Below are 24,793 nucleotides of genomic sequence, written 5' to 3'. Positions count from 1 at the left end.
CCGACGTCCGTCAGGGGACGAGATCCTCGGGCTCCAACACCGTTGCGAGGGCGCCGACGATCGCCTGGTGCCGGACTGTCGGCGGCGGGCCGACGAGTAGTCCCCCGTCGAGGAGTTCGATCCGGCACGCCGTGACACCGAGGGCGAGGTAGTCCGACTCGGTCCAGGGCAGTCGGTGACCAAGAATTTCGGCAGGAATCACCCGCCCATTGCAGCTGAGGCCGCGCCACCGACGTCGCACGCGGCGTGTGAGCGGGGCATGAATGGCCATGGATGGCGAGGTGAGGGGTGTTCAGGGCCGATGCCGACTCGTTACGCTCGGGCCCGCTGACAGGTGCCGACTTTGTAGCTTATTTTCACCCTCGGGACTTTCCTGTAAGTTCTCTTCGTCACTGAGGGAGGCGGCCGTGGACAGCTCGGATCCGGCGCCGTCCGGGGAACCGGACGACCGTCCCACCGTGCCGGTGCAGCGCTCCGACCAGGACGCCTACCTGCGGGTGACCGACCTGCGGGTCCGGTTCGACACCGAGGACGGCGTGGTCCGCGCGGTCGACGGGGTGTCGTTCGCCGTCGAGCGGGGTCGCACCCTCGGCATCGTCGGCGAGTCCGGCTCGGGCAAGAGCGTCACCTCGCTGGCCATCCTCGGCCTGCACGACGCCAAGCGGACGACCATCACCGGCGAGATCTCCGTCGGCGGCCGGCAGTTGGTGGGCCTCGCAGACGAGGAGGTACGCCGGCTGCGCGGCCGCGACATGGCGATGATCTTCCAGGACCCGCTCTCCGCGCTGCACCCGTACTACACGGTGGGCCGGCAGATCGCCGAGGCGTACCGGGTGCATCACCCGGAGGCCAGCCGGCGAGAGGCCCGCCAGCGGACGGTGGACATGCTGGACCGGGTCGGCATCCCGCAGCCGGCGCGCCGCTTCGACCAGTACCCGCACGAGTTCTCCGGCGGCATGCGCCAGCGGGCGATGATCGCCATGGCGCTGGTCAACGACCCGGCCCTGCTGATCGCCGACGAGCCGACCACCGCGCTGGACGTCACCGTGCAGGCGCAGATCCTGGACCTGCTCGCCGACCTCCAGGCCGAGTTCCACTCCGCGATCATCCTGATCACCCACGACCTCGGCGTGGTCGGCCAGGTCGCCGACGAGGTGCTGGTGATGTACGGCGGTCGAGCCGTGGAGCGGGGCAGCGTCGAGCAGGTGCTCCGCACGCCGCAGCACCCGTACACCTGGGGGTTGCTCTCCAGCGTGCCGTCGCTGCACGGCGACGCGGACGCGGACCTGTTGCCGATCCGGGGCAACCCGCCCAGCCTGATCAACCTGCCGCCCGGCTGCGCCTTCCACCCGCGCTGCCGGTACGCGGACCGCCCCGGCGACCGGTCCCGCACCGAGGTGCCCGAGCTGCGCCCGGCAGGCCCAACCGGCGAAGCGGGCTCAGCCGGCCACCTGGTCGCCTGCCACCTGACCGCCGAGGAGCGCGCCACGCTCTACGCCGAGGACATCGCATCCGTGGGGGTGGCCCGATGACCGACCAGCCGCTGCTGCGGGTACGCGGCCTGACCAAGCACTTCCCGGTACGCCAGGGGTTGCGCTCCACCGGCCTGGTGCAGGCGGTCGACGGGCTCGACTTCGACGTGCAACCCGGCGAGACGCTCGGCCTGGTGGGGGAGTCCGGCTGCGGCAAGACCACCACCGGTCGGATGCTGGTCCGGCTGCTGGAGCCGACCGCCGGCAGCATCGAGTTCGCCGGGCGGGACATCACGCACGCCGGCCGGCGTGAGCTGCGCCCGCTGCGCCAGGACCTCCAGATCATCTTCCAGGACCCGTACGCCTCCCTGAACCCCCGGCACACCGTGGGCCGCATCGTGGCCATGCCCCTGCAGGTCAACGGGATCAAGCCGCCGGGCGGGATCAAGGCCCGGGTGCAGGAGCTGCTGGAGCTGGTCGGGTTGAATCCGGAGCACTACAACCGGTACCCGCACGAGTTCTCCGGTGGCCAACGCCAGCGCATCGGCATCGCCCGAGCGCTGGCCCTGCGGCCCAAGCTGATCGTCGCCGACGAGCCGGTCTCCGCGCTGGACGTCTCGATCCAGGCGCAGGTGGTCAACCTGCTGCGGGACCTGCAACGGGACCTCGGCCTGGCGTTCGTGTTCATCGCCCACGACCTGGCCGTGGTCCGGCACTTCTGCCAGCGGGTCGCGGTGATGTACCTCGGGCGGATCGTGGAGATCGGTGACCGGGCGGACATCTACGAGCGCCCGCAGCACCCGTACACCCGGGCGCTGCTCTCGGCGATCCCGGACGTCACCCGGCTCGGCCCGGGTGGCCGGATCCGGTTGAGCGGCGACGTGCCCACCCCGCTCGACCCGCCGTCGGGCTGCCGGTTCCGCACCCGGTGCTGGAAGGCGCAGGACATCTGCGCCACCCAGGAGCCGGCGCTGGTGCCGCGCGACGGCGGCAACCAGGCCACCGCGTGTCACTTCCCCGAGGCCGTGGGCGCGAGCTTGCTAGCGGAAGGGGCCCCCGCGGGGGATGCTGCCGGCGCGATCGTCGAGGAGGTGTCGCCGTGAGCCTGTCCCCGGTGGAGGGTGTGGCGCTGGCCGAGATCGAGTCCAGCGCGGACGCGGGCGGGCCCGCGGTGAAGGGTGTCGTCGGTCGTTCGCCCGGTCAGCTCGCGTGGCTCCGGCTGCGGCGCGACCGGACGGCCATGGTCAGCGGTGTGCTGCTGATCTTCTTCATGGTGCTGGGGCTGGCCGCGCCGCTGATCGAGATGGTCTACGGGATCGGCCCGCGTGAGCAGTTCCAGAACCTGCTGGACGGCTTCGGCATGCCGCTGGGCTACGCCGGTGGGGTCACCGGCGAGCACTGGTTCGGCCTGGAGCCGGGGCTGGGCCGGGACATCTTCATCCGGTTGATCTACGGGTTGCGGACGTCGCTGTTCATCGCGTTCGCCGCCGCGTTGATCACCGCGACGATCGGGGTCGTGCTCGGGGCGCTCGCCGGTTACCTCGGCGGCTGGCTCGACGCGGTGATCAACTGGATCACCGACCTGACCCTGGCCATGCCGTTCCTGATCATCGCGCTGGCCCTCACGCCCACCATCACGCTGCGCTTCTACGGCGAGCGGGGGCAGGTGTCGTCCGCCTTCGGGGTGGGCGTGCTGATCGGCGTCTTCGCCATCTTCGGCTGGACCAGCACGGCCCGACTCGTACGCGGGCAGGTGATCGCGCTGCGTGAGCGGGAGTTCGTGGAGGCGGCGAAGGCCAGCGGCGCCGGGCTGGGGCACATGCTCTTCCGGCAGTTGCTGCCGAACATCTGGGCGCCGATCCTGGTCTCCTTCTCCCTGGCGGTGCCGCAGTTCATCACCAGCGAGGCCGCGCTCTCGTTCATCGGCGTCGGCCTCAGTGACGAGACGCCGAGCTTCGGCCGGATGATCTACCGCAGTCTGGACTTCCTCCAGACCGACCCGGCGTACGTGTTCTTCCCGGGCATCACGATCTTCGCGCTGGTGTTCGCCTTCAACCTCTTCGGCGACGCGTTGCGTGACGCGCTCGACCCGAAGTCGTCCCGGTAGGGGTTTCCCATGGCGCGATTCCTGATCAAGCGACTCTTCTCGGCCACGCTGACGCTCTTCGCGGTGAGCGTGCTGACCTTCCTGATGTTCTTCGCCCTGCCGCGTGACCCGGTCACCGGCATGTGCCCGAAGAACTGCAGCCCGGAGCGGCTGGAGCGGGTCCGGACCGAGCTGGGCCTCAACGACCCGCTGATCAGCCAGTACGCCGGCTACATGAAGGGCATCGTCATGGGGCGGGACCTGGGCAGCGCCCAGGGCGGCCGGTGCGACGCGCCCTGCCTGGGCTGGTCGTACGTCACCAACGAGGCGGTCTCGGACACCATCGCCCGGGTGCTGCCGGTGACGCTGAGCATCGTGATCCCGGCGGCCATCCTCTGGCTGCTGCTCGGGGTGGGTCTGGGCATGGTCTCCGCGCTGCGCCGGGGCACCTGGCTGGACCGGCTGGCGATCGGCTTCTCGCTGACCGGCGCCTCGTTGCAGCTCTACTTCGTGGGCGCGGTGCTGCTGCTGGTGTTCGTCTACAACCTGCGGTTGCTGCCGGTGCCGAGCTACACCTCGATCTTCGACAATCCGGCGAAGTGGGCCAGTGGGCTGGTGCTGGCCTGGGTCGCGTTGGCCTTTCTCTTCTCGGCCATCTACGCCCGACTGTCCCGGGCGCAGATGCTGGAGACACTGTCGGAGGACTTCGTCCGCACCGCGCGGGCGAAGGGCCTGGCAAAACCCAAGGTGTACGGGCGACACGCGCTGCGCGCGGCGATCACGCCGGTGGTGACGATCGCCGGCCTGGACGTCGGCGGCGCGCTCGGCGGCACGGTCATCACCGAGACCACCTTCGGCATCCAGGGGCTGGGTCGCACGGCGGTGGACGCGGTGCGCTCGGGCGACCTGCCCACCATCATGGCCACCGTGCTGATCGCGGCCGTCTTCGTGGTGCTGGCGAACGTGCTGGTGGACCTGCTCTACGCGGCCATCGACCCCCGGGTCCGGCTGCGCTGAGCCGGCGGCCGACCGGCGTGTCCACCAGCCCGGTCGGCGGCGAAAGTTATCGACAACTGTTACACAATTCGTAGGTTTTCTTCTTTACGATCCTCGAGACGTCGGCGGTTCTCGCCCCGACGGACCGCACGGCACATTGATGAAGGAGGTACTTCATGCGACCACGCGTGGCGGCCGCCGTAGGCGGCGCGATCGCTCTGGTTGTGGCATTGGGTGCGTGCTCGGAGAACACGGGCGAGGGCACCACGGTGGACACCGAGCGGCAGCAGACCGGGGTCATCGCGAGCGACCCCAAGGACTCCAAGGGCCCTGCCGCCGAGGTGAGCGGGGCACAGAAGGGCGGCACGTTCACCATCATCCGGGAGTCGCCGATCTCCCACCTCGACCCGCAGCGGACGTACTCGTTCGCGGGCCTGATGGCGAACCCGCTCTTCGCCCGCTATCTGACCACCTGGAAGGACGACGGCAAGGGCGGCCTGGTTCTCGTCGGCGACCTGGCCGAGACGCCGGGCACCAACGTCAACAAGGACTGCAAGGTCTGGGAATTCAAGATCAAGGACGGGGTGAAGTTCGAGGACGGCCGCCCGATCACCTCCAAGGAGATCGCGTACGGCATCGCCCGCTCCTTCGACCCGGACCTCTCCGGCGGCCCGACCTACCTCCAGGAGTGGCTGGCCGACAGCCCGCAGTTCGACACCAAGTGGGACTTCAAGAAGAACAAGACGTCGCTGCCGCCCGGGCTGACCACGCCGGACGAGAAGACCTTGCGCTTCGAGTTCGCCAAGGCCCGCTGTGACCTGCCGTTCGCGGTCTCGCTGCCGACCACCGCGCCCCTGCCGCCGGACAAGGACACCGGCGTCGACCTGGACAAGCAGCCGTTCTCGTCCGGCCCGTACAAGATCGCCAAGAACCAGGTCGGCGTGCAGATCACCCTGGACCGCAACCCCAACTGGGACCCGAACACCGACCCGGTCCGGCACCAGTACCCGGACCAGTTCGTCTGGACCTTCGGCCCGACCGCGGACGCCGCCAACAACCGGGTGATCGCCGACAACGGCGCCGACCAGAGCGCGCTCGCCTTCAACGCCGTGCCCGCCTCGTTGGTCGCCAAGGTGGCCGGGGATGCCTCGCTGAAGTCGCGCAGCATCCTCTCGCCGACCCCGAGCGCCAACCAGCTGGTGATCAACAACCAGCGGGTCAAGGACCTCAAGATCCGGCAGGCGCTCAACTACGCCATCGACCGGGAGGGCCTGATCAAGGCGCTCGGCGGCCAGACCGTCGCCGCGCCGCTGACCACGCTGATGCCGCCGGCCACCATCGGCTACAAGGCGTACGACGCGTACCCGGCGGGGGCCAACGGCGACGTCGCCAAGGTCAAGGAACTGCTCGGCGGGCAGACGCCCGCGCTGGTCCTCGGTGTCGCCGACAACACGACCGAGCAGCAGATCGGTGCCCAGCTCAAGGCCAACCTGGAGCGGGCCGGCTTCAAGATCACGTTGCGGAACATCTCGGACGACGCGAAGCTCGACGAGATCAAGAAGAAGGACAACCCCTGGGACCTGTACATCGGTAACTGGGCGGCGGACTGGCCGAGCGGCGCCTCGATCCTGCCGGTGCTCTACGACGGCCGCACCATCAAGGCCGAGGGCAACAGCAACCAGTCCTACTTCAACGACCCGACGATCAACGCCGAGATGGACCGGATCTCGGCCCTGTCCGCGGCCGAGCAGGGTCCGGAGTGGGCCAAGCTCGACGAGCGGATCATGAAGGAGCACGCGCCGGTGGTGCCGCTCTTCGTCGACGTGGCCTACAACGTGCACGGGTCCAAGGCCGGCGGAGTCTTCATCTCCAGCGTCTTCGGCTACGCGTCGTTCGTGAACGCGCACGTCAAGCCGTAGGTAACACCGCAGGCAGGCAAGGGTCCCCTCCCGACAGCGCCGTCGGGAGGGGACCCTTGTCGTCTCCACCCAACAGTTGACGGCGCGATCCGGGCAGCTCGTATCGACGTCCGCCGAGGTGACGGCCCGGCTCGGCCTCGCCGCGTTCCTGGCAGTGCGTGAAGTCCCGTAAAACCTCCGGTACCGCGTCGAATACGGGGCGAGCCGTTCGTAGAACAGCTGAGAGGCGGTCGCAGGAGACCGCCGGGACAAGGGAGCCATGGGATGACCCGGTACCTGATCTCGTTCAGTGAAGGCTCGATGGACCACATCCCCGACGAGGACTGGGCTGACGTGGGCAAGGCCTCGCACGCCGTCGTCCAGGACGCCTTCACCGCCGGCGTGTGGGTGTTCGGCGCCGGACTCGAACGCCAGAGGGCGAGCGTCGTGGCCACGGACGGGACGGTCACCGACGGCCCGTACCCGGAGACCAGGGAGGTCATCGGCGGGTTCTCGGTCATCGACGTGGCCTCACGCGAGGAGGCCTTGGAGTGGGCTGCCAAGATTGCCGTCGCCTGCCGCTGCGCGCAGGAGGTCCGGGAGCTCATGCCCGACGCCGAACAGGACGCGATGCTCCGCCAGGCCAACTGGCGAGGGTGACACCCCACATCGACTGATCCGGGTGACTGACGTTGGACGATGACGCCGCCGACGGGGCGGCCATCGTCCAACAGATCTTGGACAGTTTCCGTCAGTCGCGAACGGAAAGTGTCCAAGATTCACGAACGCGGAGGGGCCGGTGGCGCTGGCTTCCGGTCGAACACCGTGCGGCGCGCCTGATCGACCCCGCCCGCGCCCGCCTCAAGACGGGCGACCGCGACGCGGCGGTTTGCCCTGGGGTTCCGCCAACGCGACGGTTCATCCCAGATGGGTACGGAGGAAGTCCAGCTCCAGGGGGAGCAGGCGTTCGGCCGTGCCGTTCGCGGCCATGTGGGTGGCGCCGGTCAGCGGCAGCACGGCGTGCGGCCGGCCGGTGTTCAGCAGGGCCGCCGAGAGCCGGAGCGTGTGCGCGGCCACCACGTTGTCGTCGGCCAGGCCGTGCACCAGCAGCAACGGCCGGGCCTGGTCCGGGCCGGTGACCGGCTCGGCGGCCAACTCGACCAGCGAATGGTGGGCGTAGATGTCCGCCCCGTCCTCCGGCATCCCGAGGTAGCGCTCGGTGTACGCGGTGTCGTACAGCGCCCAGTCGGTCACCGGGGCGCCGGCGATCCCGCATCGGAACAGCTCCGGGTGACGCAGCACCGCCAGCCCGGCCAGCCAGCCCCCGAACGACCAGCCGCGCACCCCCATCCGGCCCAGGTCGAGGTCGGGATGCTTGTCGGCGAGCGCGGTCAGCGCGTCGATCTGGTCGGTCAGGATCACGTCGGCGACCCGCCGGTGGATCGCCTTCTCGAACGAGGGTGCCACCCCCGGCGTACCCCGGTTGTCGATGGTGACCACCGCGAACCCGGCGTCGGCCCACCACTGCCGCTCCAGCCACGCGGCCCGGGCCGCCACGACCTCCTGGTGCCCCGGCCCGCCGTAGATGTCCAGCAGCACCGGCAGTCGCCGGCCCGTCACGTGGTTGTCCGGGTAGAGCACCGCCGCCGGCAGCCGCCGGTCGGTCACCCGCTCCAGCAGCGGCAACGGCGAATATGGCGGGGTGGCGGCCAACGACCGCAGCTCGGCAAGCTCCTGGTCGCCGCGGCGGACCGTCCACCGCACCCCGGCGTGGTCCAGCGAGGCGACCCCGACCGCCAGCACGTCCCCGCCGACGGCGGCGGTGTGCCAACCGGAGTCGGTGGTGAGCCGGCGGGCGTCCACCCCACCGCCGATGGTGGTGCGGACCCGGAACAGGTGCCGCTCGCTCGGCTCGCCGTCGCTCGCCTCGACCAGGAGGTCGGCTGGGCCGGTGCCGGCGGGCAGCCGACCCACCACCCGCCGCACGTACAGCGACGGCGGGGTGAGCAGGGTGCCGTCGGCGAACAGGCACCGCGCGTCGTACCCGTCGTGGGCCAGTTCGCCACCGACCAGCACGCGGCCGTCCGGCAGGTGCGCCGGTGTGCCGGCGATCGGTTCCACCCAGCGCGGATCGGCCAGCTCGGCGTGCACCTGCGTCTCACCGGTCCGGGGGTCCACCGCCAGCACCAGCCCGTGCTGCTGCGAGCGGCGCAGCACGGTGATCAGCGGGCTGCCCTCGCCCCAGCTGACCCCGGTCAGGTACGGGTAGGTCTCCCGGTCCCAGTGCACGTCGACCCAGCCGTCGTCCAGGTCCAACAGGTGCAGGCTGACCTCCGCGTTCGGCCCACCCGCCCGGGGGTACGCGACAGCGGTCGGTGGGCTCGACGGCTCGGCCGGATCGTGCAGGTGCCAGCGGTCCAGCCGGGACTCGTCGACCCGGGCCGCGAGCACCGAGCCGCCGTCCGGCGCCCACCAGTAACCCCGGAACCGCCCGAACTCCTCGGCCGCGATGTGCTCGGCCAACCCCCAGCTCACGCCGGCGTCCTCACCGGCCAGCAGGGTGTCGGTGCCGTCCGCGTCGATCACCCGCAGCTCACCCCGGCGGGCGCCCTCGGCCGCGTCGGTCACGTACGCCAGCCGCCGCCCGGTCGGGTCCGGCCGTGGGTCCAGCACCGGGCCGACGGTGGCCACCTCGACCACGTCGCCGTGCACCAGGTCGGCCCGGAACAGCCGGCCCGCCAGCGCGAACACCGCCACCCGGCCGGCGGCGTCCAGCGCGTACGAGCCGATGCCGGCGGCGCTGAGCCGCAGCCGCTCGCGTAGCGCGCGCTCACCGGGGGAGAGGGCCCGGGGGTCGCTGTCGGCGCCCAGCAGGGTGGCCGGGTCGGCGACCAGCCGCTCCTCGGCGGTGGCCACGTCCAGCAGCCAGAGCGCGTCCGCCGGATCCTCCGGGCCGGCGGAGCGCAGGAAGATCACTCGGGAGCCGTCCTCGGCCACGGTGACAGCACGCGGCGCGCCGTGGCTGAACCGGCGGGTGCGGGCGGCCAGCTCCGGAAAGTCCACAGCCCAAATCGTAGAGCCGTGCCCGGCGTGATGTGGCCGACCTGGGCGGACGCGTTGGCGGCTGCCGACCGGAACCGCCAGTTAGAGTGACCGTCGTGACGATCCTGCCCGACCGCCGCCTGCTGCTGGTCCACGCGCACCCCGACGACGAGTCGATCGGCACCGGCTCGACGATGGCCCACTACGCCGCCGCCGGCGCGCACGTCACGCTGGTGACCTGCACCCTCGGCGAGGAGGGCGAGATCCACGTACCGGCTCTGGCGCAGCTCGCCGCCGCCGAGGCCGACCAGCTCGGTGGGTACCGGATCGCCGAGCTGGCTGCCGCGTGCGCCGCGCTCGGCGTCGCCGACCACCGCTTCCTCGGCGGCGCCGGCCGCTACCGCGACTCGGGGATGATGGGGCTCGCGACCAACGAGCACCCCCGCGCCTTCTGGCAGGCCGACCTGGACGAGGCCGCCGGGCACCTGGTGGAGATCATGCGGGAGGTACGCCCGCAGGTCTTGATCACGTACGACCCGAACGGCTTCTACGGCCACCCCGACCACATTCAGGCGCACCGGGTGGCGATGCGCGCCGTCGAGCTGGCCGCCGCCGAGGGCTGCGCCCCCGCCAAGGTCTACTGGACGGCCATGCCGCGCAGCGTGCTGGAGGCCGGCCTCACGCACTTCGCCGAATCCTCGGACAACCCGTTCGCCGGCATCGAGGACATCGCCGACCTGCCCTTCGGTACCCCCGACGACGAGATCGCCGCCCGGATCGACGCGACGGACCAGCACACCGCGAAGGAGGCCGCCATGCGGGCACACGCCACGCAGATCCCGGCCACCTCCTGGCTCTACTCGATCGCGGGCAACTTCGGGGGCGAGTTCATGGGCGTGGAGTTCTTCACGCTCGCGGTCGGTGAGAAGGGCCCGGGCGCCGGCCCGTACGGCTGGGAGGACGACCTCTTCGCCGGGCTGCCTGACGAGAGCGCCCCGGACCGGCTTTCGGTCGCCGGGGCCGGTCTCCGGTGAGCCTGCCCGCCGCCCCGATGTCGGTCGTGAAAGGCCAGGACGCCCCGCCTCCGGCGGGGCCGCCTCCGCGCCTGCTGGACCTGGGTCTGCGGCTGGCCGGCGCGATCGTCGTGGTGCTGGCCGGGGTGCTGACCGGGGTGCTGGAGCTGCTGCTCTCCACGGTTCGCGTCGGCGGGCAGCTGATCGGCGTGTCGGCGCTGCTCGCCGTCGGGGCCAACATCGCGCTGAGCTGGTTCGCGCACGAGGCGGTCGGCCGCCGGTGGGCGGTGGCGCTGCCCGCGGTGCCGTGGTTCGTGCTGATGGCGGTGGCCTCGGTCCGGACCAGCGAGGGCGACCTGCTGCTGGCCGGCGACAACTGGGTCGGCCTGGCCATGATCGTGGCCGGTGCGATGACCTTCGCGGTGATGGGCTTCCGGCAGATCCTCGCCCCTACGCCCACACTCGGCGGCTGATGACGCCACCCAGGTACGGGTGGTAGATATTCCTGCCAGGGATGAGGCCCCGCAACGGGGCGTACGGCAGGAGGTCGTGCGATGGACGGACGGTGGCGTGACGTCGGGGTGCTCGCCGGAGCGCTGTTCGCGGTCAACGTGGTCGCCCGGCTGATCATCCGGCTCTGGTTCGACGGTGACGACACCGTCGCCGACCGGGTGACGCTGGCGATGTTCGTGGTGATCGGGCTGATCCTGGTCGTGGTCGCCTTCCGCTGGGGGCGTCGTCGGCCGCTGGCCGCCTGGGCGGGCGACGTGACGGTCGCGGTGCTGGTGGCGATGGCCCTGACCGTGCTGGTCGGGCCGCTGCTCGTCGGTTACAACCCGTTCGCCGACGGGGCGGGCACGTTCTTCGCCCAGATCTGGCTCTACCTGCTCGCCAGCGGCGCCGGGGTGCTGATCGGGTACCTGGTGCTCACCGCGCTCGGGCTCGATCACCGCTCGCAGCAGCTCAAGCGGTACGCCGAGGTCAAGGCCGCCAAGCCGCGCCGGGTCGTCCGCCGCTGACCACCGCCGGCCGACCCGGGCGCGCGCCGGCCAGGCTGGGCGCGTGCCGACCAGGCCGAGCGTGTGTCGACGGGTCGTGCGTGTTGCGACGGGTCGTGCGCGTGCCGACGGGTCGTCCGCGTGCTGGGCGGGCCGTCCGTGGGTTGATCCACTCGCTTTCGCCGATATGGCGGTATCCCGGGCCGTTGGACACCCCGATATCGGCGAAGTCGAGTCGATCAAGCCGCAGGGCATCCGCCGCCGCGGTCGGTGCGCGGCGGAGGTCGGTGTGCGGTGGAGGTCGGTGTGCGGCGGCGGTCGGGGTCAGTGTGGGGCGACCCGGGTCAGGTACGTGTGGTGCGTGGTGAACCCGAGCCGCTGGTAGAGCGCGACCGCCGCCGTGTTGCGTTGCTCGACCTGGAGGAAGGCGTGCGTGGCGCCGGCCGAGCGGCCCCAGTCGGCCAGCGCCGCGATCACCGCCCGCGCCAGCCCCTGACGGCGCGCCTCGGGCAGCACCTCGACGAGGCTCAGCCCCAGCCAGCGGCCCTGGCCGGTCACCGTGCCCCGGCCGATCGCCACCAGCGTGCCGTCGGCGTACGCGTGCGCGAAGCGGACCTGGTCCACGGCGGTGAGCACGTGCCGGGCGGCGTCCGGAAGGCCGCCCTTGCGACCTGCGGCGATGGCGAGCCACGCCGCGGACGGCGCGGCCACCAGCTCCATGTCGGCTCCCGGGACCGGTTCAGCGCCGGCTCCGGAGGTCGGTTCGACGTCCGCCCCGGTGACCGGCTCGACGCCGGCTCCCGCGACGGCTGATCCGTTCCTGGCGACCGCCGTGTCCTGGGCGGGCAGGGGAAGCGGCGCGGTCTGCACGAGGGTCGGCGGGCGGCTGCCCCAGCCGCGGCTGTCCAGCTCGGCGCCGACCGGCGCGGCGAGCGGCAGCGGCGTGTTGATCAGCGCCGGTTGGCCCTGCTCGGCGTACCAGCGCTCGACCGCGTCCACCGCCGCCGGCAGCGGCCGGTCCGGGTCGCCGATCGGCAGCGCCGAGTTGGCCCGCCCGGTCCAGCCGTCGGCGGACCGCAGCAGCCAGTCGCCGAGTCGACCCCGCGTCGGTGCCGGCCAGGCCTCGTCGGCCGCCCGCTCGAGCGCCACCACCGCGGCGGCGGTCGGTCGGCGGGTCGGCGGCACCCGCTTGGCCCGGTGCACCTGCGCCACCGGGACCCGCAGCTGGCCCTGCGCGGTGGCCAGCGTGAGATGAGTCTCGCTCAGCTCCACCAGCTCGCCGAGGGCATCCGAGAAGAGCGGGCGGCCTTCGCGAATCCCCACAATCCGGCGGACCACTATCCGGTGTCCCACATCCTGCTGTCGGAGCACGATCGACCCCCTCCCCGGCGAGATACTAGGCTCTAACCGTCGCGGGAGATCGCGGCGTGTCTTGCGGAGGAGAAGACCGGTGACCTACATCATCGCCGAGCCGTGCGTGGATGTGCTCGACAAGGCATGTATCGAGGAATGCCCGGTCGACTGCATTTACGAGGGCAACCGGATGCTCTACATCCACCCCGACGAGTGCGTCGACTGTGGTGCCTGTGAGCCCGTCTGCCCGGTGGAGGCGATCTTCTACGAGGACGACGTCCCGGAGCAGTGGAAGGACTACACCGGCGCCAACTACGAGTTCTTCGAGGACCTGGGCTCGCCCGGTGGCGCCTCGAAGATCGGCAAGGTGGAGAAGGACGCCACCTTCGTCGCCGCGCAGCCGCCGCGCGGCGAGGGCCACTGAACGGGCCCGCGCCGGTCTCGTCGCGGCTGCCCGAGTACACCTGGGACACCCTGGCCGCCGCGGCCACCCTGGCCGCGGCGCACCCAGAGGGCCTGATCAACCTCTCCATGGGTACGCCGGTCGACCCGGTGCCCGAGGTGATCCGGCAGGCGCTGGCCGACGCGTCCGACGCTCCCGGCTACCCGCTGACCGCCGGCACCCCGGCGTTGCGGGACGCGATCGCGGCGTGGGTCGCCCGGGCCTGTGGCGCCGGGGTCGATGGTCTCGGTGTGCTGCCGACCATCGGCTCCAAGGAACTGGTCGCCTGGCTGCCGACCCTGCTCGGCATCGGTCCGGGTGACGTGGTGGTGGTGCCGTCGATCGCCTATCCCACGTACGAGGCGGGGGTCCGGCTGGCCGGAGCCACCGTGGTCCGGGCCGACTCGCTCACCGCGGTCGGGCCGACCTCCCGGGTCCGGCTGGTCTGGGTCAACTCGCCCGGCAACCCGACCGGGCGTGTGCTGCCCGCGGCGCACCTGCGCAAGGTGGTCGACTGGGCCCGGGAACGCGGCGCGGTGGTGGCCAGCGACGAGTGCTACCTGCCGCTCGGCTGGTCGGCCGAACCGGTCTCGGTGCTGTCCCCGCAGGTCTGCGGCGGCAGCTACGACGGGGTGCTCGCGGTGCACTCGCTCTCCAAGCGGTCCAACCTCGCCGGCTACCGGGCCGGGTTCGTGGCCGGTGACCCGGCGCTCGTCGCCGAGTTGCTGAAGGTCCGTAAGCACGCCGGCATGATCGTGCCCGCGCCCGTGCAGGCGGCCATGGTGGCCGCACTGCAGGATCAGCGGCACGCCGACGAGCAGCGGGAGCGCTACCGCGCCCGGCGTGCGGTGCTGACCGCGGCATTCACCGGCGCCGGCTTCACGGTCGAGCACTCGGAGGCCGGCCTCTACCTCTGGCTCACCCGTGGTGAGGACTGTTGGGAAACGGTCGACTGGCTGGCCCGACGGGGCATCCTGGTCGCGGCCGGCGTCTTCTACGGCCCCACCGGGAACCAGCACGTCCGGGTGGCGCTGACCGAGTCCGACGAGCACGTCGCCGCGGTCGCCGACCGGCTGCGGGCCTGACCCCGGGCGACCGGCCATGACCGACGGCGGGACCACCCGGTACGCCGGAGTGCGGGCGGCGGTGGTCGGCACCGGTCTGATCGGCGGCTCGGTGCTGCTGCGCCTGGCCGACGCCGGCCTGGACGTGGCCGGTTGGGATCCCGACCCGGCGACCCGTGCGCAGGCCCGAGCCCGGGGCGTGGCCGCACCCGACACGCTCGAGGAGGCCGTGGCCGGCCGGGACGTGGTCTTCCTCGGCGGTCCGTTGCCCACCCTGCCCCGGACGTTGGCCCGGGTCGCCGCCGCCACCGCGTCGGGCTGCGTGCTCACCGACGTCGGCAGCACCAAGGTCGAGGTGGCCGAGGCGGCCGACCGGCTCGGGCTCACCGACCGGTTCGTGCCCGGGCACCCGATGGCCGGCGCGGAGTCCGCCGGCCTGGGCGCCGCCTCCACGACGTTGCTGGCCGGTGCCGCCTGGGTGCTGTGTCCGGCGCCCGGCGCCGCGACGGCCGGCTTCCGCTGGTTGACGGGGCTGTTGGTGGAGCTGTTCGGTGCCCGGGTGGTGCCGATGTCCGCGTCGGCGCACGACTCGGCGGCCGCGCTCGCCTCGCACGTGCCGCACCTGCTCGCCGGCGCGCTGGCCGGGGCGGCGCAGCGGGCGCCGCTGCGCGACGCGGTGCTGGCGCTCGCCGCGGGCAGTTTCCGGGACGGCACCCGCGTCGCCGGCACCCCGGCGGAGCGGACCGCCAACATGCTGCTCGGCAACCGCGCCCGGGTGCTGCACGAGTTGGCCGACGTGAGCGCGTTCCTGGACGGGCTGGCCGCCGCGCTGCGGGCCGGCGACGCGGCGGCGCTCACCGCCCGGTACGCGGAGGCCGCCGCCGCCCGGTCGGCGCTGCTCGACCGGCGGTACGCCACGCGGGACCGGACGTTCCCGGCCGACGGTGATCATGCCGCCGAGGTGACCTGGCTGCGGGAGTTGGGCGACGCCGGTGGCCACCTGACCGGGTGCCGGGTCGACGCCGGCACCGTCGCCTACACGGCACGGCTTCCGGTGACTGACTAGGCTCAGGGGCATGGCGGCAGACGGCCCGGTGGTGCAGGTGCGCGGCGAGGCGTACCGGGAGGTGCCGCCCGAACTGGCCCGGTTCGCGGTCACCGCGACGGCCCGGGACCGCGATCGCGAGGCCACGCTGACCCGGCTGGCCGAGCGCGCCGCCGCCGTCCGGGTGCTGCTCGACAGCTCCGAGCCGGTCGTGGCCCGGCGGGAGACCGGCGACCTGCGGGTCCGACCGGAGACCCGGCGTTCGGGCGAGCGGGTGGTGGCCTGGCACGGCAGCGTCACCACCACGGTCACCGTCACCGACTTCACCGCCCTCGGTGAACTGATGCTCCGGCTGGCCGACCAGGACCAGGTCGAGGTGGCCGGTCCCTGGTGGGAGCTGCGCCCGGACAGCCCCGCGCACCGCGAGGCGCGGCACGCCGCGATCACCGACGCGCTGCTGCGCGCCCGGGAGTACGCCGAGGCGCTGGGCGCGCGGGTCACCGCGCTGATCGAGCTGGCCGACGCCGGCCCGGGCGACCGGCCGATGTTCGCCCGGGCGGCGTACGACGGTGGCGGCGGCGGGCCGGAGCTGGAGCTGGAGCTGGACCCTCAGCCACAGACCGTGCAGGCGGCCGTGCAGGCGCGGTTCACCATCAGCGACCCGGTTCTCGGCTGATGCCGCCGGCCCGGGTGCTCTCGGTCGACGAGCTGGTCGCGCGTGCGCGGACGCTGGCTGAGGCCGGTCCGCGGCAGCTGCTGGGCATCGCCGGCGCGCCGGGCGCCGGGAAGTCCACGCTGGCTGAACAGATCGTTGCCGGGGTCGGTCCGACCGCCCGGCTGGTGCCGATGGACGGCTTCCACCTGGCGCAGTCGCAGCTGGTCCGGCTGGGGCGCGCCGATCGCAAGGGCGCGGTGGACACCTTCGACGCCAACGGGTATGTCTCGCTGCTGCGCCGACTGCACCGGCTGGAGCCGACCTCGGTCTACGCGCCGGAGTTCCGCCGGGACCTGGAGGAGCCGGTGGCCGGGGCGATCGAGGCGCCGCCGTCGGTCCGGCTGGTGGTGACCGAGGGCAACTATCTGCTGCTGCCGGACTTCCCGTGGCAGGAGATCCGGTCCCTGCTCCACGAGGCCTGGTTCCTCGATCTGGACGCCGAGCTGCGGCAGCGCCGGCTGACCGCGCGGCACGAGGCGTTCGGGCGGTCGCCGGAGCAGGCGCGGGCCTGGGCGCTGGGCACCGACGAGGCGAACGCCTCTCTGGTCACGGGCACCGCCGGCCGCGCCGACCTGGTGGTCCGCCTGCCTGAGCCGCCTTCGCCCTGACCCGCGCTGGCCCCGGCGACCCGGCAGAACGGGCCGCTCGCGTCGCCTCGGGGCTGTGCTGATCAGTCCAGCTGACGGACCGGCCGGGCCGGGTTGCCGACCGCGAGCACGTTGGCGGGCAGGTCCCGGGTCACCACCGCGCCGGCGCCGACGACGGTGTTCGCGCCGATCGTCACCCCGGCCAGCACGATCGCGCCACCGCCGAGCCAGACGTTGTCGCCGATGGTGATCGGCTTGGCCGCTTCCCACTTGTCGCGGCGCGGCCCGGCTTCCACCGGGTGCGTCGGGGTGAGCAACTGCACGTTCGGTCCGACCTGGACGTCCGCGCCGAGGGTGATCGCGGCGACGTCGAGGAACACCGCGTTGTAGTTGACGAAGCTGCGTGGCCCGATCCGGATCTGCCAGCCGTAGTCGCAGTAGAACGGTGGGCGGATCCAGGTGCCGTCGCCCAGTTCGCCGAGCAGCTCGCGCAGCGCTGCGAGGCGAGCCTCCTCGTCGGTGGCCGAGCTGGTGTTGAAGCGTTCCATTCGCCGGGCGGCCTGGTCCAGGTCAGCGACGATCTCGGGATCGTCGGCCAGGTACGGCTCGCCGGCGAGCATTCGGTCCTTCATGGAAGTCACCCGCTCGATGATGCCGTTCCGACCGGGTAGGGGTTGGCTGGTCCGTCATTTTTTGGACTTCCTTATGCATACGCGGTATGCAACTCTGACGGTGGTCAATGCGTCTCTATCCGTAACGACGCTCCATCGAGGAGGATCCGTTGCATCGAAGCAGCAGAATGGCCGCCGCCGCCGTGGTCGCCCTCATGCTGGGCAGTCCGGCAGTCGCCGTGGCAGCCCCGCCGACCACCGCCACCAGCCCGGACGCCGTCGGGCGCACCTCGACCGACGCCGCGTCTCCGACCACCACCGTCACCCTGCTCACCGGGGACCGGGTCACCGTCACCGGGTCCGGGTCCGCCGCCGTGCGTCCCGGCCCCGGGCGTACCGACATCCGCTTCCTCACCACCCGCGACGACGGCCACCTCACGGTGCTGCCGCAGGACGCCCTGCCACTGATCCGCGACGGCCGGGTCGACCGGCGGCTGTTCGACGTGACCGGGCTGATCGCCGCCGGGTACGACGACGCCCGCAGTGACCATCTGCCGGTGCTGGTGACCGGCGACGCGGGCGCCCGCCGGAGCGCCGCCGCTCCCGCCGGGTTGACCGTCACCACACAACTGCCGGCCATCGGCGGTGTCGCCGCGAGGGCGGACAAGCAGCGGGTCGCGGCGGTCTGGACGGCGCTCACCGGCGCCGGCGCCCGGGTCGGCACGGCGGGGGGTGCCGACCGGATCTGGCTCGACGGTCGCCGACAGGTCACCCTCGACCACAGCGTGCCGCAGATCGGCGCGCCAGCCGCGCACCAGGCCGGCTTCACCGGCCAGGGGGTCCGCGTCGCGGTGCTGGACACCGGTGTCGACGCCGGCCACCCCGACCTGGCCGGCCGGGTCGCCGAGGCCCGCAACTTCACCGAAGACACCGACACCCGGGACACCGTCGGTCACGGCACCCACGTCGCCTCGATCATCGCCGGCAGCGGTGCCGCGTCCGGAGGGAAGTACCGGGGGGTCGCCCCGGACGCCACGCTGCTCGCCGGCAAGGTCTGCGAGGAGGGCGGCTGCCCGGAGTCGGCGATCCTGGCCGGCATGCAGTGGGCCGCCGTCGACCAGCACGCCGACGTCATCAACATGAGCCTCGGCGGTCGGGACACGCCCGACGTCGACCCGCTGGAGGCGGCGGTCGAGTCGCTCACCGCGCAGACCGGCGCGCTCTTCGTGATCTCCGCCGGCAACGACGGCACGGATGGCTCGGTCGGCTCGCCGAGCACCGCGGACGCCGCCCTCTCGGTGGGCGCGGTGGACCGTGACGACGCGCTGGCCGACTTCTCCAGCCGGGGTCCCCGGGTGGGCGACGGCGGGCTGAAGCCGGACATCACCGCCCCGGGGGTGGAGATCGTCGCCGCCCGCGGAGAAGGCACGCTGCTGGGCGACGCGGTGGGGGAGGCGTACGTCTCGATCTCGGGCACCTCGATGGCCGCGCCGCACGTCACCGGCGCGGTGGCGCTGCTCGCCCAACAGCACAGCGGCTGGGCGGCGGGCCAGCTCAAGGCCACGCTGATGGCCTCGGCGAAGCCGCACCCGGCGCAGACCGCCTTCCAGCAGGGTGCCGGCCGCGTCGACGTGGCCCGGGCGATCACCCAGCAGGTGGTCAGCGACCCGGTCAGCGTCGCCTTCGGCCAGCCGGCCTGGCCGCACGGCGACGACACCCCGATCACGCGCGAGGTCGACTGGCGCAACGACGGCCCGGCCCCGCTCACCCTGGACCTGACGCTCGAGGTCACCGGCCCGGACGGTCAGCCGGCGCCCGCCGGCATGTTCGCCCTCGGCGCGAGCCAGGTCACCGTGCCCGCCGGCGGCACCGCGGGCACCACCGTCACCGCGGACACCCGGCTCGGCACGGACGGCTACTGGACCGGGCGGATCGTGGCCCGCTCCGGAACGACCGTGGCGGTCACCCCGGTCGGAGTGAACCGCGAGGTGGAGAGCTACCAGCTCACCGTGCGACACCTGGACGCCACCGGTGCGGCCGCCACCGACCACATCACCGTCCTCGTCGACCTGGCCACCCTCACCACCTACGACCTGTACGACCTGGACGGCACCGTCGACACCCGGTTGCCCAAGGGCCGCTACGGACTCGTCAGCCTCCTCTTCGCCGAGGACGGGCTCGCCCAACTGGCCCAGCCGGAGCTGATCATCGACCGCGACACCACCGTGGCCGTCGACGCCCGGAAGGCCCGGCCGGTGCGTACCGCCGTTCCGGAGCGTACGGCCGCGCCGGCGCTCGTGGACATCGGAGCGAACTGGGTGGCCGACGACGGCGCCTACGGGTTCGGCGTGATCTCGCTCGATTTCACCGGGCTGTCCACCGGGCACCTCGGTCGTGCGGTCTCCGGTGACCGGTTCTTCGCCACGGTGAGCAGCCAGTGGTCGCAGCCGGAGGTCGCCATCAGCCCCTACCTGTACGCGCTCGCCGAGAAGTTCCCCGGCCGGATGCCGACCGGCTTCGACAAGACCTACCGCAGTCGCGAGTTGGCCAGCGTCACGCACCAGTTCCGGGGCGGCTATCCGGGCCTGGTCGCCGAGCGGCTGGTCTTTCCGCACCTCGACCCGGATCTGGGCGCCTGGGCCGTCGGCCTGCCCACCGCGGTGCCGGGGCAGCGGGTCGAGCACTACAACACCCGCGGGCTGCGCTGGTCCTCCGAGCTGATGTTCTCGGTACCCACCGACGAGGGGTGGCCGGAGCGGAAGGTGTCGCTGAGCGCCGAACCGCGGGCGTACCGGCCCGGGAGGCACACCCGGGAGAGCTGGAACAGCGCGCCGTACGGGCCGTCCTTCCCGGCGCCGCGCTGGCCCGGGCAGGGCGTCACCCGGCTCGGTGACGAGATCCAGGTGGACGTGCCGCTGCACAGCGACGCCGAGGGGCACGCCGGCATCTCGTACGGCGACACCAATCGGACCGCCCTGTACCGCGAGGGTGTGCTGGTCGGCGAGTGGCCGGAGCCCGGTTTCGGGCAGTTCACGGTGCCGCCCGGTGCCGCTGACTACCGGCTGGAGGTCTCGTCGAAGCGGAGCTTCACGGATCTCAGCACCGAGGTCAGTACGGCGTGGACGTTCCGGTCCCGGCACGTGCCGGGCGAGGACCACCGGGCCCTGCCGGTGTCCGCCATCCGGTTCACGCCACCGCTCGACGACACCAACACCGCCCGGGCCGGCCGGACTCTGGTCATCCCGGTGCAGGTGCAGCGGCAGCCCGGCGCCGCCGGGTCACGGGTGACCGGGTTGACCGTGGACGTCTCGTACGACGGCGGCCAGAGCTGGCGACCCGCCCACGTCCGGCACGGTGGACACGGCTGGACGGCCACCGTCCGGCACCCCGCCGGGGCCGGATACGCGTCCCTGCGGGCCACCGCCCGGGACGCCGCCGGCAACACGGTGACCGAACGGATCATCCAGGCGTACCGGCTGCGCTGAGGCGTACCCCGTCGGGTCCGCGGCCCAGTGCCGCGGACCCGGCGGGACCGTCAGTCGTTGGCGTGCAGGGCGGCGTTCAGCTCGATGCCCCGGCCGGTGCGCGGCCGGGCCTCCAGCGCACCGGTCACCGAGTTGCGCCAGAACAGCAGGCCGTCGACGCCGGAGAGTTCCCGGGCCTTGACCACCCGGCCGTCCGGCAGGGCGATCTTCGAGGCCGCGGTGATGTAGCAGCCCGCCTCCACCACGCAGTCGTCGCCGAGCGAGATGCCGACGCCGGCGTTCGCGCCGACCAGGCTCCGCTCGCCGATGCGGACCTTGTCCGTGCCGCCGCCGGAGAGGGTGCCCATGATCGAGGCGCCGCCGCCGATGTCGGAGCCGTCGCCGACCACGACGCCCTGCACGATCCGCCCCTCGACCATCGAGGTGCCGAGCGTGCCGGCGTTGAAGTTGACGAAGCCCTCGTGCATCACGGTGGTGCCGGCGGCCAGGTGTGCGCCGAGCCGGACCCGGTCGGCGTCGGCGATCCGTACACCGGCGGGCACCACGTAGTCGGTCATCCGGGGGAACTTGTCCAGCCCGTACACCGCCAGGTGGCGCCCGGCGGCCCGCTCGATCACCCGCAGCTCGTCCACCCGCTCCGGCGGGCACGGCCCGGCGGAGGTCCAGGCCACGTTGGCCAGCTTGCCGAAGATGCCGTCCAGGTTGAGCTGGTTGGGCCGGACCAGGCGGTGCGAGAGCAGGTGCAGCCGGAGGTACGCGTCCGGGGCGTCCTTGATCGGGTCGTCCAGCGAGCCGATCACGGTGACCACCTGGACGGTACGCAGACCAGGCAGCGACCGGTCGCCGAGCGCGGCCGGCGGCAGGTCGAGCACGTCCGTCTCGTCCTCACCGGCGACCAGCGGCAGTTCACCCAGGCCCAGCTTGCCGGTCGGGTACCAGGTGTCGAGCACCTGCTCGTCGGCCGTGACAGTGGCCAGGCCGATGCCCCAGGCGGAATCTGCGGACGTCACTGTTGCACCTCTCGGTCGCGGCCGGACCGGCCTCTGCTCACGACGGCGGGGCTCGCAAGCTCGCTCCTCGCGCTGGCCGCAGGCGGCCGCAAGCTCACTCCTCGCGCTGACAGACCTGAAGGTACCGTGCGAACCATGGAGAACCCGCTGACCCCCGAGGTCCTCGCCGATCCGGTGGCGCTGACCCGCGCCCTGGTCGACATCGAGTCCGTGTCCCTCAACGAGAAGGCGATCGCCGACTGCGTTGAAGAGGTGCTGCGGGGCGTACCGCACCTGACCACCCACCGGCACGGCAACACGGTGATGGCGCGCACCGACCTGGGTCGCGCGCAGCGCGTCGTGCTGGCCGGGCACCTGGACACGGTGCCGCTGAACAACAACTTCCCGTCCACCATGCGTGGCGACCTGATGTACGGCTGCGGCACCTCGGACATGAAGTCCGGCACGGCGTACGCGCTGCACCTCGCCGTGACCCTGCCCGAGCCGCGCTACGACGTGACGTACTTCTTCTACGAGGCCGAGGAGATCGAGTCCCGGTACAACGGTCTGCACCTGGTCGCGCAGGCGTACCCGGAGTGGCTGGAGGCGGACTTCGCCGTCCTGCTGGAGCCGACGTACGGCGTCGTCGAGGCGGGCTGCCAGGGCACCATGCGGGCCCTCGTCACGACCACGGGTGAGCGGGCTCACGCGGCGCGCTCCTGGCACGGGGTGAACGCCATCCACGCCGCCGGTGAGGTGCTGCGGCGGCTCCAGGAGTACGAGGGGCGCCGGATCACGATCGAGGGATGCGACTACCGCGAGGGTCTGAACGCGACCCGGATCACCGGTGGCGTCGCGGGGAACGTGATCCCGGACCACTGCGAGATTGAGGTCAACTACCGGTACGCCCCGGATCGCGACCCGGCGGCGGCGGAGGCGCACCTGCGGGAGGTCTTCGCGGGCTTCGAGCTGACCGTGACCGACGCGGCGGCCGGCGCGGCCCCCGGGCTGGAGGCGGCCCCGGCGAAGGAGTTCCTGGCGGCGGTCGGCGCGGCGCCGATCGGCAAGCTGGGCTGGACGGACGTGGCCCGGTTCGCGGCCATGGGCATCCCGGCGCTGAACTTCGGCCCCGGGGACCCGAACCTGGCCCACCACAAGGACGAGCACGTCGAGATCACCAAGATCCGCGACGGCGCCGCAACCCTGCACCGCTGGCTGACCCCGGCCTGACCCCGTTTCCGGTGATCAAGAGGTTTGCGTCAGCCGGGCCCGTTGTCGGCGACGCAAACCTCTTGATCAGCTCCGGAAGCGGCGGGGGAGAGGGGATGGGGTTCGTCGAGCTGGCGGGTGCGGCGGCGCTCGGCCACCACGTCTCGGATCCGTCGCTGCATCTGCCGACGGATCCGGATCATCTCGTTGCTGCTGATCACGCTGTCTCCTCCCCCGAAGGCGCGCGCCGGGGCATACCCGGTATGTGAATAGTAAGACGTACGGGGAAGCGGAATAGTTGCCCAAGATCTCGAACTATTTCTCCGCGTCCTCGACCCGCCCCAGCAACGGCCGGGTGGACCACTACGGTTGCTCCATGAGCCAGAGCAACGGGCGGGAGGCGGGCCGCGGTCCCGGACAGGAGCGGCATCGGGGCGCGGTGACGCTGCGCCGGGGGGCGATTCCGAGCAGCACCGCCGACCAGCGACTGCTGGACTCGCGCGGGCGGGACGACTGGAAGACCAGGGACGCCTGGCGGGCGCTGCGGATCCTCTCCGAGTTCGTCGAGGGCTTCGACACGCTCGCCGACCTGCCGCCGGCGGTCAGCGTCTTCGGCTCCGCGCGCAGCGGCCCGGACACCGCCGAGTGCCGCCTGGCCGAGCAGGTGGGCGGCGCGCTCGCCCGGGCCGGCTACGCCGTGATCACCGGTGGTGGGCCGGGAGTGATGGAAGCCGCCAACCGGGGCGCCAGTGAGGCCGGCGGGCTCTCCGTCGGGCTCGGCATCGAGCTCCCGTTCGAGCAGGGCATCAACGAATGGGTCGACCTGGCCATCGACTTCCGCTACTTCTTCGCCCGCAAGACGATGTTCGTCAAGTACGCGCAGGCGTTCGTGGTGCTGCCCGGCGGGTTCGGCACCCTGGACGAGCTGTTCGAGGCGCTCACCCTGGTGCAGACCGGCAAGGTCACCCGGTTCCCGGTGGTGCTGATGGGGGTCGACTACTGGCAGGGGCTGCTCGACTGGATGCGCGACACGATGGCCGCCGGTGGCAAGATCGGGCCCGTCGACCTGGACCTGATCTGCCTCACCGACGACGTCAACGCGGCGGTCCGGCACATCATCGAGGCCGAGGCGACGCTCTCCGCCGAGCAGGAGGCGGTCCGCGACGAGGCCGTCGCCCGTACCGCCGCTGACCAGCAGGCCGCCGCGGAGCAGACGACCGACCGGCCGCGGGAGAGCTGATGGCGGCGATCTGTGTCTTCTGCGCCTCCTCCCGTACCCTCGACCAGCGCTGGCTGGACCTGGCCGCCGAGACCGGCGCGGAGCTGGCCCGGCGCGGACACACGCTGGTCAGCGGCGGCGGCTGCGTCGGCATGATGGGCGCGGTGGCGGACGGCGCCCGGGCCGCCGGTGGTCGGACCCTGGGCGTCATCCCGCAGGCGCTGGTGGACCTGGAGGTCGCCGACCTGGCCTCGGACGAGCTGCTGGTGACCGACTCGATGGCCACCCGCAAGACCCTGATGATCGACAAGTCGGACGCGTTCCTCACCCTGCCCGGTGGGCTGGGCACCCTGGACGAGCTGTTCGAGGTCTGGACCACCTCCACCCTCGCCCTGCACACCAAGCCGATGGTGCTGATCGACACCGACGGTTTCTACCGGCCGCTGCTGGACTGGCTCGGCACGCTCGCCGACCAGCACTTCCTCAAGCCGGCCGGTCTCGATCTCCTCACCGTGGCCACCTCCGTCCCCGCCGCCCTGGACGCCCTCGAATCCCACCTGACCTGACCC

24 protein-coding genes are annotated in these 24,793 nt (G+C 72.3%); 19 read left to right on the top strand and 5 right to left on the bottom strand.

Annotation, left to right across the window (positions count from 1 at the left end):
* Window positions 1-10: 10 nt before the first annotated feature.
* On the bottom strand, window positions 11-202 hold the full coding sequence (locus EAD89_RS18070; protein ID WP_121676561.1) for a hypothetical protein: 192 nt from the start codon (window positions 200-202) through the stop codon (window positions 11-13).
* 256 nt (window positions 203-458) lie between these two features.
* On the opposite strand from EAD89_RS18070, the gene EAD89_RS18065 reads away from it, so the two are divergent.
* From EAD89_RS18065 to EAD89_RS18040, 6 genes are all read left to right on the top strand, one after another.
* Window positions 459-1,532, top strand: a complete 1,074-nt coding sequence (locus EAD89_RS18065; RefSeq protein WP_199733551.1) for an ABC transporter ATP-binding protein — start codon at window positions 459-461, stop codon at window positions 1,530-1,532.
* A complete protein-coding gene (locus EAD89_RS18060; RefSeq protein WP_233578787.1) occupies window positions 1,529-2,575 on the top strand; it encodes an ABC transporter ATP-binding protein in 1,047 nt (348 codons plus the stop codon). The genes EAD89_RS18065 and EAD89_RS18060 overlap by 4 nt, the downstream gene beginning before the upstream one ends.
* Window positions 2,572-3,579, top strand: a complete 1,008-nt coding sequence (locus EAD89_RS18055; RefSeq protein WP_121652623.1) for an ABC transporter permease — start codon at window positions 2,572-2,574, stop codon at window positions 3,577-3,579. Before EAD89_RS18060 ends, EAD89_RS18055 begins: the two co-directional genes overlap by 4 nt.
* A gap of 9 nt (window positions 3,580-3,588) precedes the next feature.
* Entirely contained in the window at window positions 3,589-4,575 is a 987-nt protein-coding gene (locus EAD89_RS18050) for an ABC transporter permease (protein WP_121652622.1), read from the top strand.
* 155 nt (window positions 4,576-4,730) lie between these two features.
* Window positions 4,731-6,473 (top strand): ABC transporter substrate-binding protein, encoded by a 1,743-nt coding sequence (locus EAD89_RS18045; protein WP_121652621.1) that lies wholly within the window; start codon window positions 4,731-4,733, stop codon window positions 6,471-6,473.
* Between the two features lie 264 nt (window positions 6,474-6,737).
* Window positions 6,738-7,112 (top strand): YciI family protein, encoded by a 375-nt coding sequence (locus EAD89_RS18040; RefSeq protein ID WP_121676559.1) that lies wholly within the window; start codon window positions 6,738-6,740, stop codon window positions 7,110-7,112.
* Window positions 7,113-7,370: 258 nt separating this feature from the next.
* Here the strand turns inward: EAD89_RS18040 and EAD89_RS18035 are convergent, their stop codons facing one another.
* Window positions 7,371-9,515, bottom strand: a complete 2,145-nt coding sequence (locus tag EAD89_RS18035) for a prolyl oligopeptidase family serine peptidase (protein WP_121676558.1) — start codon at window positions 9,513-9,515, stop codon at window positions 7,371-7,373.
* 86 nt (window positions 9,516-9,601) lie between these two features.
* On the opposite strand from EAD89_RS18035, the gene mshB reads away from it, so the two are divergent.
* The 3 genes from mshB to EAD89_RS18020 all read left to right on the top strand — a co-directional run bounded on the left by mshB (window position 9,602) and on the right by EAD89_RS18020 (window position 11,526).
* Complete coding sequence (gene mshB / locus EAD89_RS18030; RefSeq protein WP_121676557.1) at window positions 9,602-10,528, top strand: N-acetyl-1-D-myo-inositol-2-amino-2-deoxy-alpha-D-glucopyranoside deacetylase; 927 nt, start codon at window positions 9,602-9,604, stop codon at window positions 10,526-10,528.
* Between the two features lie 17 nt (window positions 10,529-10,545).
* Entirely contained in the window at window positions 10,546-10,980 is a 435-nt protein-coding gene (locus tag EAD89_RS18025; RefSeq protein ID WP_121676583.1) for a hypothetical protein, read from the top strand.
* An 81-nt stretch (window positions 10,981-11,061) separates the two neighbouring features.
* Window positions 11,062-11,526 (top strand): hypothetical protein, encoded by a 465-nt coding sequence (locus tag EAD89_RS18020; protein WP_121652616.1) that lies wholly within the window; start codon window positions 11,062-11,064, stop codon window positions 11,524-11,526.
* 303 nt (window positions 11,527-11,829) lie between these two features.
* Here EAD89_RS18020 and EAD89_RS18015 read toward each other — a convergent pair whose 3' ends face one another.
* Entirely contained in the window at window positions 11,830-12,876 is a 1,047-nt protein-coding gene (locus tag EAD89_RS18015) for a GNAT family N-acetyltransferase (protein WP_121676556.1), read from the bottom strand.
* Window positions 12,877-12,955: 79 nt separating this feature from the next.
* Between EAD89_RS18015 and fdxA the strand changes: the two genes are divergently transcribed.
* Genes fdxA through EAD89_RS17990 form a run of 5 tightly spaced genes read left to right on the top strand, consistent with a single transcriptional unit; the run spans window position 12,956 to window position 16,732 of the window.
* Window positions 12,956-13,282 (top strand): ferredoxin, encoded by a 327-nt coding sequence (gene fdxA, locus EAD89_RS18010; protein WP_007464872.1) that lies wholly within the window; start codon window positions 12,956-12,958, stop codon window positions 13,280-13,282.
* Complete coding sequence (gene dapC, locus EAD89_RS18005) at window positions 13,279-14,385, top strand: succinyldiaminopimelate transaminase (RefSeq protein ID WP_305034187.1); 1,107 nt, start codon at window positions 13,279-13,281, stop codon at window positions 14,383-14,385. The genes fdxA and dapC overlap by 4 nt, the downstream gene beginning before the upstream one ends.
* A gap of 16 nt (window positions 14,386-14,401) precedes the next feature.
* Complete coding sequence (locus EAD89_RS18000) at window positions 14,402-15,430, top strand: prephenate dehydrogenase/arogenate dehydrogenase family protein (RefSeq protein ID WP_121676554.1); 1,029 nt, start codon at window positions 14,402-14,404, stop codon at window positions 15,428-15,430.
* A gap of 10 nt (window positions 15,431-15,440) precedes the next feature.
* Window positions 15,441-16,085, top strand: a complete 645-nt coding sequence (locus tag EAD89_RS17995) for an SIMPL domain-containing protein (RefSeq protein WP_121676553.1) — start codon at window positions 15,441-15,443, stop codon at window positions 16,083-16,085.
* Window positions 16,085-16,732: a nucleoside/nucleotide kinase family protein gene (locus EAD89_RS17990; RefSeq protein ID WP_121676552.1), complete on the top strand. Its 648-nt coding sequence runs from the start codon at window positions 16,085-16,087 to the stop codon at window positions 16,730-16,732. The genes EAD89_RS17995 and EAD89_RS17990 overlap by 1 nt, the downstream gene beginning before the upstream one ends.
* A 62-nt stretch (window positions 16,733-16,794) precedes the next feature.
* On the opposite strand, the gene EAD89_RS17985 is transcribed toward EAD89_RS17990, so the two are convergent.
* Entirely contained in the window at window positions 16,795-17,352 is a 558-nt protein-coding gene (locus tag EAD89_RS17985; RefSeq protein WP_121676551.1) for a sugar O-acetyltransferase, read from the bottom strand.
* Between the two features lie 158 nt (window positions 17,353-17,510).
* On the opposite strand from EAD89_RS17985, the gene EAD89_RS17980 reads away from it, so the two are divergent.
* A complete protein-coding gene (locus EAD89_RS17980) occupies window positions 17,511-20,807 on the top strand; it encodes a S8 family serine peptidase (RefSeq protein WP_121676550.1) in 3,297 nt (1,098 codons plus the stop codon).
* A gap of 50 nt (window positions 20,808-20,857) precedes the next feature.
* Here the strand turns inward: EAD89_RS17980 and dapD are convergent, their stop codons facing one another.
* Window positions 20,858-21,817 carry a 2,3,4,5-tetrahydropyridine-2,6-dicarboxylate N-succinyltransferase gene (gene dapD / locus EAD89_RS17975; protein ID WP_121676549.1) on the bottom strand — a complete coding sequence of 320 codons (960 nt, stop codon included), beginning with the start codon at window positions 21,815-21,817 and terminating at the stop codon, window positions 20,858-20,860.
* 135 nt (window positions 21,818-21,952) lie between these two features.
* On the opposite strand from dapD, the gene dapE reads away from it, so the two are divergent.
* The 4 genes from dapE (at window position 21,953) to EAD89_RS17960 (ending at window position 24,790) form a co-directional block, all read left to right on the top strand.
* Entirely contained in the window at window positions 21,953-23,026 is a 1,074-nt protein-coding gene (dapE, locus tag EAD89_RS17970) for a succinyl-diaminopimelate desuccinylase (protein ID WP_121652703.1), read from the top strand.
* 95 nt (window positions 23,027-23,121) lie between these two features.
* Window positions 23,122-23,274 (top strand): hypothetical protein, encoded by a 153-nt coding sequence (locus EAD89_RS30500; protein ID WP_158610751.1) that lies wholly within the window; start codon window positions 23,122-23,124, stop codon window positions 23,272-23,274.
* A 107-nt stretch (window positions 23,275-23,381) separates the two neighbouring features.
* Complete coding sequence (locus EAD89_RS17965; RefSeq protein WP_121656823.1) at window positions 23,382-24,245, top strand: TIGR00730 family Rossman fold protein; 864 nt, start codon at window positions 23,382-23,384, stop codon at window positions 24,243-24,245.
* Window positions 24,245-24,790 (top strand): TIGR00730 family Rossman fold protein, encoded by a 546-nt coding sequence (locus tag EAD89_RS17960; RefSeq protein ID WP_121656822.1) that lies wholly within the window; start codon window positions 24,245-24,247, stop codon window positions 24,788-24,790. Before EAD89_RS17965 ends, EAD89_RS17960 begins: the two co-directional genes overlap by 1 nt.
* Window positions 24,791-24,793 lie beyond the last annotated feature (3 nt).

It is taken from the genome of Micromonospora sp. BL4 (assembly GCF_003667505.1).
GTDB lineage: Bacteria > Actinomycetota > Actinomycetes > Mycobacteriales > Micromonosporaceae > Micromonospora.
This window is presented reverse-complemented; position numbering and strand designations above follow the sequence as displayed.